We start from the raw sequence: 291 nt of genomic DNA, 5'->3' as shown, positions 1-291 counted from the left end.
AACGATGATTTTCCGTTTCATGGATTTATCCATCAGATTCACATGCTCAGGCAGTGACTTGTAGCCTCTTCTGATGCTTCTGTCGACCGTCATTTCACAAGCTGTCACACCAGCGTAATAAGGCCCCTCTTCTTTTCTGTCAATCGTTACCCACACAAGCCAGTATGGTTTTCCGTTCGGAACTTCTTCTTTATTCGGGAGAAATTTAATTCCTTTTTCGACGGTGCTGCGGGCATGCATGGCGCCGATGTCTACGAACGCTTCTTTTTCCTCTACATCAACGAATACGGG

1 protein-coding gene is annotated in these 291 nt (G+C 46.0%); it reads right to left on the bottom strand.

Annotated features, from left to right (window positions below):
• Positions 1–291, bottom strand: a 291-nt coding sequence (locus tag SB660_RS19865) for a YwhD family protein (RefSeq protein ID WP_410583993.1), incomplete at both ends; no start/stop codon positions are given.

It is taken from the genome of Bacillus sp. SIMBA_005, from assembly GCF_046535585.1.
GTDB classification, from domain to species: Bacteria; Bacillota; Bacilli; order Bacillales; family Bacillaceae; genus Bacillus; species Bacillus pumilus.
Note: the sequence above shows the minus strand (reverse complement) of the source record. Positions and strands in the feature narration are given on the sequence as shown.